The sequence below is a fragment of the Pseudanabaena sp. SR411 genome (genome assembly GCF_002251945.1).
Lineage (GTDB): Bacteria > Cyanobacteriota > Cyanobacteriia > Pseudanabaenales > Pseudanabaenaceae > Pseudanabaena.
On the sequence record NZ_NDHW01000058.1, the window covers coordinates 39,257 to 48,993 of the forward strand.

5 protein-coding genes are annotated in these 9,737 nt (G+C 41.7%); 2 read left to right on the forward strand and 3 right to left on the reverse strand.

The window, feature by feature from the left end; translation table 11 throughout:
• Nucleotides 1-49: 49 nt before the first annotated feature.
• Together B9G53_RS04070 and tgt are read right to left on the reverse strand one after the other, a co-directional pair.
• Nucleotides 50-376: a LapA family protein gene (locus B9G53_RS04070; RefSeq protein WP_176453087.1), complete on the reverse strand. Its 327-nt coding sequence runs from the start codon at nt 374-376 to the stop codon at nt 50-52.
• A 38-nt stretch (nt 377-414) separates the two neighbouring features.
• Complete coding sequence (tgt, locus tag B9G53_RS04075) at nt 415-1,551, reverse strand: tRNA guanosine(34) transglycosylase Tgt (protein WP_094529454.1); 1,137 nt, start codon at nt 1,549-1,551, stop codon at nt 415-417.
• A gap of 381 nt (nt 1,552-1,932) precedes the next feature.
• Here tgt and B9G53_RS04080 point away from each other — a divergent pair, with 381 nt between their 5' ends.
• Nucleotides 1,933-2,289, forward strand: coding sequence for a hypothetical protein (locus B9G53_RS04080; protein ID WP_141211702.1), 357 nt, complete (start codon nt 1,933-1,935; stop codon nt 2,287-2,289).
• A 304-nt stretch (nt 2,290-2,593) separates the two neighbouring features.
• On the opposite strand, the gene B9G53_RS04085 is transcribed toward B9G53_RS04080, so the two are convergent.
• On the reverse strand, nt 2,594-4,654 hold the full coding sequence (locus tag B9G53_RS04085; RefSeq protein ID WP_094529458.1) for a zinc metalloprotease HtpX: 2,061 nt from the start codon (nt 4,652-4,654) through the stop codon (nt 2,594-2,596).
• Nucleotides 4,655-4,883: 229 nt separating this feature from the next.
• Here B9G53_RS04085 and B9G53_RS04090 point away from each other — a divergent pair, with 229 nt between their 5' ends.
• Nucleotides 4,884-9,527, forward strand: coding sequence for a PAS domain S-box protein (locus tag B9G53_RS04090; RefSeq protein ID WP_094529460.1), 4,644 nt, complete (start codon nt 4,884-4,886; stop codon nt 9,525-9,527).
• The last annotated feature ends 210 nt before the right edge of the window (nt 9,528-9,737 follow it).

Sequence of the window (9,737 nt, forward strand, 5' to 3'; positions counted from 1 at the left end):
TTGGAAGCTAACAAAATCAGTTAACCACAAATGTATTCGGGAATACAATCTATCCCCAGTCATCATCCCAGTCGTCATCAAAATCATCTTTAACATTATTATTTGTATTATTTGTCCTAGAAATATCTTTTTTTACTGTTGATGGTTGAGCTACAGTTTGACGTTTTGAAGAACTATTTCCAGCAGGAAAAACAGAAAATTTCGGTACTGTTGGCAATTCAAAACCTATTAAAGTTTGCCCAAAAGTAATGCATGTAGCTCCGAAGCCAGCGCAGAAAATTAATAATAGTCCTAGCGGCAACTTGATGGACTCAAAGGAAAATAATCTTAAGTTAACTAAATTAGTATTTTGGGTTGCAAAAATAGCGATCGCCATTGATGTAATCCATAGAAAAATATAGAGAGATAAGCGAATCATGGGTGGCGTTCCTCTGCAAAGGATGAAGACTTCGAGAGATAATGACCAAATTTTTCGACAAATTGATTGTCAATGATTGCTTGGCGCATTTGCTGGGTGAATCGAATTAGTTCAGTAATATTGTGAATCGATAGTAGCGTATAGCCCAAAATTTCTTGCGATCGCACTAAGTGACTGATATAAGCCCGCGAGAAATTTTGACAAGCATAGCAATCACAATCACTATCAATAGGAGTGAAATCGCGCTTAAATTTTTGGTTTTTGAGATTCCAGCGCTCACCTTTGACGAGAGCCACACTATGCCGTGCAAATCTTGTAGGAATAACACAATCAAATAAGTCAATGCCTGCGGCTACAGCCTGAGCCATTTCCTTATATGTCCCAACGCCCATGAGATAGCGAGGTTTATCGGTTGGCAAAAGTGGGGTTGTGGCTCTGACAATTTTTTCGATTAATTCTGGTGGTTCGCCAACACTTACGCCGCCGATCGCATAACCTGGTAAATCAAATTCAATCAGTTCTCGTGCCGACTGTTGACGTAAATCAAGATAAACACCACCTTGGACAATACCGAATAAAGCTTGATCATTCTTGCGATCGTGTGCCTTAATGCATCGCTCTAGCCATCGGGTTGTGCGTTGTCCTGCTAGCTTGATTGCTTCATAGGTGGATGGATAAGGAGCGCATTCATCAAAAGCCATGATTACATCTGCTCCCAGTTGGTTCTGGATTTGAATCGATTTTTCTGGAGTCAGATTAATCATATTGCCATCGCGAGGCGATCGGAACTGGACTCCCTCTTCACTAATGGAACGAATCTCACTCAGACTAAAAACCTGAAATCCACCTGAATCTGTCAGAATTGGACCATCCCAGTTCATAAATTTATGTAATCCACCTGCTTCTGACACAATATCTTCGCCTGGTTGGAGATGGAGATGATAGGTATTAGCTAAGACCATTTCGGCTTTGCAGTCTTTAAGCTGTGCAGGCGTGACAGTTTTTACATTCGCTAATGTGCCAACGGGCATAAAACGAGGGGTATGGACAACTCCATGGGGTGTATGGAATTGCCCAACTCTGGCATCAGTGAGATCGCACTGACACTCTAATTTAAAAGTAAAGTTATTCAGAGCTTACAATCCTAAATTTATGTACAAATTCAAACAGTCCTTAATTGTATCGCACTCATTGATAAGGGCTAAATACTCTTACAGCGCTTTGCGCTGTAAGAGTATTTAGCCCTTCTGTCTTTTGACAAGAGAGTACTGGTAAATTCACCCTCAAAACAGATTAAACTATATGAACAAACTTTAGGTAGTCCTAAAAAGGAAAGGATGGAGGAAAATAACGGAAGAGTTTCTAATGTTAACGAGTTAGCCCATGACAGAGTCCAGACCAAACTGCCCATCGTGCCATTGCGAGTCAGTGGTAAAAAATGGTAAAACCCGTCATGTGGTCGTCAATTTGTTGGAAATCCTCAATGTCAAAGAGTGTTAGAACGTATTCAACCCATGCAATCTCTGCTGGAGCGACTGCTATTGGAAAAAATCCCGTTAGGAGGGATTGCACGAGTCCTGAAAGTGTCAGAACGTTGGTTACAGAGATACGTCAATCAAAAATATCAAGACATTTCTCAAGAGGTGCAAGTCCAACCCAAACCTAAATGTCGTCTGACTATCTATTCTATACAGATGGACGAATTATGGTCATTTGTCGGTAACACCGACAATCAACTGTGGGTATGGTTAGGTCTTGATGTTGAGACTCGTGAAAATGAAGCAAACAACAGTTCCTTACGAAGAAGGTGTAGTGTTTATCGCCGCAGGCAAAACCTATATATAGCTATAGCCAGCCAAGTCAGGACATAAAACCCAAAAGAGAGTTGCGGCGCGAAGCGCCGCAACTCTCTTTTGGGTTTTGGCTTTGTCTTAACATTGATGGCTATAGCTATACTAAGAATAAGGAGGGATTGCAACGAACGGTCACGTTACAGCGATTAGTTCACAACTAGATGCGACCTCAGACCATTTTAGCTGGATTTTGACCTGCTACGGGCAGAAGTAATTGTCTCAAAGTCTCAGGAATACATTCTTCAGGAAGAGGAAATTTTTCAATATAGTTAATCATAAGGATCTATTCTTAAGACTGGAGATGATGATTAGATTTTAAACTTCAGAATAAGCGAGCGGTTAGGAGTAATAACAATAAACCTAGTAGAACTAGAATCGAACTGCCGATATTGTTCCAGAATTGGTGATAGCTGGTGAGAGAAGCGCGTTGTTTGGGACGATCTTCCATGATTGGTTGCAACGTTGATAGATCGATAATTGGGAACTTGCCACGTCGAAACCAACCTGTGGCGATTACCGAGCGATCGCATAACATTTCTAGATTTTTAATCGTATTAGAAGGATCGATAATCCATTGACGGAAGTTGGGAATATAGTTGATGAAGGCTAAGCCCCCTTGATCCTCTAGGCGTAGCATATAACCAATGTAGAATTCGTCAGTACCATAGCCGAGTAACTCCCCTGGGATTTGCACAGGAGCGCCTTGGACATAACTGGCATAGGGATCGATCATTAGACTTACTAGATCAGTATCAGCCACTTTGCGAAAGTCGGGATAGCGCAAACTGCCTTGCAGCATAAATCCTAAGCCTAAGCCAATCATTAATAGGCTGAGTAATAACCATCGGTTGTACAGTTGCGATAACAGCATGGCAGCAATTACGGCGATCACAACACCAACAACAGGTGAAATTTGGATTAGCAAATCGCGCCAAAAGTTTTGATATAGGGCTTTTTTATTGAGCTTTTTCTCTTCCTTTAATAGTTCTGCAAAATCATATTCTGTTAACAGCCCCAATTGTTTGGAATATCCTGATAGAAACTTCAAACGTTTCCCAACTAGGGGATGGGTGGAATGAATTTCTAGCCAACGCCGCCAAGGATTAAATAGTTCCCATAGGAAGACTCGATAGGGATCTTGATCGGTTTGTCCAACATGGGCAATTTCCATTGCTAGCCCGATCGCAGTCATAGTTTGGCGATCGCATATTCCTAATGCTCTAGTAGACTCTAACAGACGATTAGTGGGCATGGCAGGCTGATTAAAAGGCAGCATTTGCCTTGCCATCTTGGGTAGCGCACGCGCTAGGGCGTTGGGATTGCCTGTTACTTCTGAGGCAAAGCGATCGCTGACGATCGTACTGGCATGGGAGAGCCAAACCAACAAATAATTACTGAGAGAATAGAGAACATTGGCAAAGGTGGCTGCAATTTGCCAGATTTGTTTAGCACTTTTAGCGCGATAACTTTGGCGGCTCAGTAACACATAAATGTAATAAAGAACTTGAACGGGAGCGGAAACAAAGGTCAAAACTGCAAAGCTTTTGTTCCGAATTCTTCCGAGTTGATAGGCATAGACCGCTGCAATTTCATCATCATCTAGACATGCAAATAGACCATGACTGACGACAATTCGCGCCGAGTTAGAAATCACTCCATAGGTAAAAGCCACAGGTGCATCGTCTTCAATCCATCCCAATCGCGGCACAAAGATATTGTACTTTTCACAAAAATTCTCAATGATTTCCACGGCTTCAGGACTCTTTTCATCCAAATCAGCCAAGGTAATCCATTGAATGCGGTGATATTGCTTTTGGGTAATGTCGATAATCCAAGGTGACATAAAAAACAGCAAAACGCTGAATACCACTGACACGATCGCTGTTATTTTTACCCAAGCGTCCGAAAAGTAATCGGTAAAAATTCGCGAAATTCCATAGCTGATTAAAAATTGCAAGCCGATGATCGCCACGATTGTTAGCACGATCGCGGCAATCAGAAAATATGTATAACGCGAGGGAAGGGATAGGGTAACGTCTTTTTTGCGATAGCGGCGAGGATCGGACTTGATGACCGAAGCGACATCTTCATTCCGCCTGATGCGATCGTCGGTTGGTGCATCAAGGGCAGCACGAAGGGTAATTAAGGATTTTTGCGCCCATTTTTGCAACTGCGGGTCAGCATGAGCCTCTAACTGCTCGCAAATAGCGATCGCTTTATCGGCTCGACCTGTTTTTTTGTACGCCGAAACTAGCCAAATCTGCGCTTGCACATAGTCTTTGGAGGTCAGATCATTACTATCTTGGCTATATTCAGTCAAGATAGCGATCGCCTCAGTATAGTGCTTTCGCAGCAACGCTTCTTTGCCAGCTTTTAGTGACATCGTTTCGCCTCAATCTCACAACGTTAGAACTTATTTTGACACTTTGGGACGCGCAGTAAAAATAAAGAACCAGATTTTTTATGGTGCGGCGCAGCCGCACCATAAAAAATCTGGTTCTTTATTAGATCTCAGAACCCTTACCACACTAAATAATTTAAAAAAGTAGAAGCATTTCTTTTTCAGAAATATGGGTATACCATTTATATAGACAGATTTTTTGGTAAACTCCATGCCTAGTCTATTTCCACAAGGTGGGGAACAACAGCGACCAAAGCGTCAACTAGCTAGCACAAAACTGTTTGTGGGTTTAGTTATAGCTTTGGTGGGTATATGTGGTGGAGGTTTATGGGCTTTTCAGTGGTTTGGGGCGCAGATCCAAAAAAATACTGAAGAAAATTTGTTGGCGATCGCCAAATTAAAATCGCAGCAGATTGAACAATGGCTAAATGAGCGCAAAGCCGATGCTCAGATTTTTGTAGCTAGACCATCGGTGCAAATCACCATCGAAGCGATCGCCAATCCTATTCAAAATGAAGCATCAAAGGCAATTGCCTCAACCCTAAAAGCCGCAATCACAGCCACAAAGGCAGAGTATGGTTATCAGAGAATCATCTTGTTTGATCGCCAAGGTAGGACGGTCTGGAAATCAGCAGCCGATGACGATTTACCCGCCATCGTGGCAAGCACCTTTGCTCAAAAACTCAAGTCTGCTCCTAGTTTTAGTGAACCTGAATTAATTGATCTCAATTGGATTGAGACAAGTAAAGGTAAAAAAATTGTCTATGGCATCTTAGCTCCTGTCTACAATCAACAAAAAGATCTAATAGGAGCTGTTTATCTAGAGTCTGATCCGAAGGATTATTTATTTCCGTTGTTAAGCGCTTGGCCAACCTCTAGCCCTACTGCCGAAACTGTCCTCGTTAGACAAGAAGGTAATGTTGTCCGCTATCTCACGGCTTTGCGCCACCGCAGTAGCAATGTGTCGGAATTTACAGTATCTCTAGACAAGTCCAATGTTTTTGCTGTACAGGCCATTAAGTCTCAAGTATCGCCATTCATCTTAAAAGCCTTAGACTACCGAGGTGCGTCTGTGCTTGCCGCCGCCCTCAGAGTTAAAAATACACCTTGGTTAATGATCTCCGAAATTGACAGCAGTGAAGCCGATGCACCTCTGCAACGCTTGGCAATTTCGATTAGTAGTCTTGCGGGTTTATTGATAGTCGTGTTGCTGTATGTTACTTACCAAGTCAGAAAATCAGGAAAACTAGCCCTTAAATCTCTAGCCCAAAGTGCCGAAGTTGAAAGATTAGAAATAATTGCCGAGAGTACCTCGCGCTATGCCACGGCGATCGAAACTTCCCTTGATGGCTATGCCACGATCAATAGCGATGGCAAATTTATCGAAGTAAATGAGTCTTTTGAGGCGATCGCAGGTTATAGCACCGATGAATTATTGTCGCTGAGTATTTTTGATTTGGTCGTTGGTGATGACTTTCAGCATGAAGAATTTGTTGCCAATATTCTCGCTACTAAAAAACAGCGATTGCAACAAAAATGGAAACATAAGAATGGCGATATTATTGACGTGCAGATCGGCATTTCTTATTTTGCCAAAAACAATGGATATTTCTTCGTGTTTGTACAGGACTTAACGGATCTGTTCAAGGTTCAATATCAACTTGAACGTTCTACTAGGCTCTATGCCTTCTTGAGTCGCGCCAACGAAGCGATCGTCCGTATTCAAGATCTACAACAGCTATTGCCTGAGATTTGCCAAATTGCGATCGACTATGGCGGATTTCAACTAGCTTGGGTGGGTGTGCCGAATCATCAAACGCAAATGCTAGAAGTATTGGCATCAGCAGGTAAAGATCTTGCCTATACCCAAGAAATTCAAATTTCAGTCGATCCTAACTTAGCGATTGGTCAGAGTCCCTATAGTACGGCGATTAGAGAAAATCGCATTATCGTAACCAATGATTTTGTAAATGTTCCTACTCCCTCTGCATGGCAGGCGATCGCTAAAAAACATAGCCTGAAATCTAATGCTGTGTTTCCTTTGTCTTTTAACCATCAGGTTTTTGGGGTACTCACATTCTGCTCTTCGGAAATAGGCTTTTTTAGGGACGATGTCGTGAAACTATTAACAGAGTTAACTGAAGATGTCTGTTTAGCACTCCGTCTTGATGAATCCGAGAAATACCGCAAACAAGCAGAAGCAAAGTTACTACAAAGTGAAGAAAGATTTCGCTTAGCGATTGTGAATGCGCCATTTCCGATCATTATCTATTCAGGCAATCTCAGACCTTTACAAATAAATCGCGCATGGATCGATCAAACAGGATATGCCGATCGCGACATCAGAGAAATAATCGCATGGACAGATCGATTCTGTCAGGAAAAATTGCCAGCAATCCAGACCTTAGCCTATGGCTTGGATCGTAGCAACAGAAATAGCTTAGAAACAAAAGAAGTTGAGATTGTCACTGCTGATGAATCGCCTCGCATTTGGAGATTTGACGCTGCATTACTTTCAGATATTAGCGATACTAAACAGGTGTTCATTGGTATAGCTATAGATGTCACTGAACAAAAACAGATAGAAATGGCTCTCCAAGAAAGTGAAGAGAGAATGCGTAGAACCATTATTTTATCTCCTTTCCCGATTATGATTCACGCTGAAGATGGACAGGTATTACAAATCAACGAGGCTTGGACTGAGTTTAGTGGTTATAGCATCACCGAAATACCCACGATCGAAGACTGGACATTTAATGCCTATGGTATTCACAAATCAGTCGTCCAAGATTACATCAACACCCTCTATGCTATAAATGAAAAGCATAAGGAAGGTGAATATGAAATCAAAGCAAAGGATGGCTCTAAGAGAATTTGGGATTTTGCTTCGGCTCCTTTAGGGCGGATTGCCGATGGTAGACGTACCGTCATCTCCATGGCAATGGATATAACTGATCGCAAAGCTTCCGAATTAGTTCTTAAAGCGAGCGAAGAGAGACTGAGCCGTGCAATTACAAACGCACCCTTCCCGATCATTTTCCATGCTGAAGATGGTCAAGTGCTGCAAGTTAACCAAGCATGGACTGAACTCAGTGGGTATAGTATTGCAGATATCCCCACAATTGGTGATTGGATCGCTAAAGCCTATGGCAAAAATGATTTATCGTTAGAGAAAGTACAGGAGATTATCAAAGATATCTATAAACTCACCGAAAAACGAGATGAAGGAGAAATTGAGGTCACAGCTAAGGATGGATCGAAGCGTATTTGGAATTTTGCCTCTGCACCCCTAGGAAGAATTGCCGACGGTAGAAGTACTGTGATATCCATGGCGGCAGACATCACCGATCGCAAAGCAAACGAGATTGCCCTCGCCAAAGCTAAGGAACAAGCTGAGGCAGCTAACCAAGCCAAAAGTGAATTTTTGGCAAGTATGAGCCATGAATTGCGAACACCCCTGAATGGTATTTTGGGCTATGCTCAGATTCTCCTGCGTGATTCTGAAGCAACCGCCAAACAAATTGAAGGCTTTAATGTAATTAATCAATGTGGATTACATTTACTAGATTTGATTGCCGAGATTCTAGATTTAGCAAAAATTGAAGCGAAAAAGCTCGATCTTTTCCCCAAGGCGATCTTTTTGCCCAATCTATTATTAGGGGTTGCCCAAATCTGTCGCATCAAATCAGAAGAAAAGGATTTGATATTTATGTATGAGTTTTGCGATCGCCTTCCTTCCCATGTCCTTGCCGATGAGCAAAGGTTGCGTCAAATCTTGTTAAACTTGTTGGGAAATGCGATTAAATTTACTGATAACGGTCATGTCACATTTAAAGTGGATTTAGTCCCAGTCAATACTCCATTAGCAGCAGATATTGCCGATAATGACACCTTATCCAAATCGCCAAGAATTCGTTTTGCGATCATGGATACGGGTAAAGGCATTGCTCCTGAGCATCTCCAAAAGATATTTCTCCCCTTTGAACAAGTAGGCGATCGTAAAAATCGTCCTGAAGGCACTGGATTAGGATTAGCCATCTCTCAAAAATTAGTAACGATGATGGGTGGTAAGCTCCAAGTTGAAAGTGAACTAAGTCAAGGTAGTCGCTTTTGGTTTGAACTAGATTTACCTGAAGTCGATAATATTAATCTTCAAGTTATTAATAGCAATGTCACTAGTGATAATTACGGAAAGATTACAGGCTACCAAGGTCGAAAGTTAACGATTTTGGTGGTTGACGATCGCTGGGTCAATCGAATTGTGATCAAACATTTACTCGAACCATTAGGCTTTACAGTTCTAGAAGCAGATAATGGTTATAGTGGTATATCAATGGCGCAAACCAATGCTGTAGATGCGATCGTTGCTGATTTGGTGATGCCTGAACTTGACGGTTTTGAAATGACGCGCAGATTGAGAATGATGCCCGAATTTCAACAAATCCCCATCATTGCACTCTCGGCAAGCGTTTTAGAGGCAGAGAAGATTAAAAGTAATGAAGCTGGTTGCAATGATTTTTTGTCAAAGCCAATTGATTCAGCTATGTTCTTAAATAAGCTTCAAGAATATCTGGAAATATCTTGGACATATGAGGATGTCCAGCCAACTATAAAATCAGTTATTGAAAGCGATCTAAACCTAGTTATACCGCCAGAATCTGAGCTAAGAGAAATTTTTGAAGCTTTGGATGTTGGGGATTTTAGTGCAATTAAGCAAGAAGCTCAGAGAATTCAACAACTCGCTCCTCAATATCAAAGCTTTGCCATGAGATTATTAGCTTTAACAAGGACTTTTGATGAACAGGAGATTTTAAATTTGTTGAAACAGTCAGCCAATAGCGAGCATTCTGTATAATCAAGATAATCGTAGTATGGCTATAGCTATATTTCTCAAAGCTTGGCAACTTAAATTATGTCATACCCAAAGCCTCCCGTTATTTTTATCATTGATGATAATCCTGACAATGTTAGTTTGCTGACGGAGGTTCTAGCCCACATTCCGCTCGTAATGGAAGCCTAAAAATATTTAAACCGAGACAATGAGGGTTTCAGCGGTTTCCTGCGA

Coding starts and splice junctions, on each gene's coding strand:
- B9G53_RS04085 (WP_094529458.1), bottom strand. CDS start 4,654: ATGTCACTAAAAGCTGGCAAAGAAGCGTTGCTGCGAAAGCACTATACT.
- B9G53_RS04070 (WP_176453087.1), bottom strand. CDS start 376: ATGGCGATCGCTATTTTTGCAACCCAAAATACTAATTTAGTTAACTTA.
- B9G53_RS04080 (WP_141211702.1), top strand. CDS start 1,933: ATGCAATCTCTGCTGGAGCGACTGCTATTGGAAAAAATCCCGTTAGGA.
- B9G53_RS04090 (WP_094529460.1), top strand. CDS start 4,884: ATGCCTAGTCTATTTCCACAAGGTGGGGAACAACAGCGACCAAAGCGT.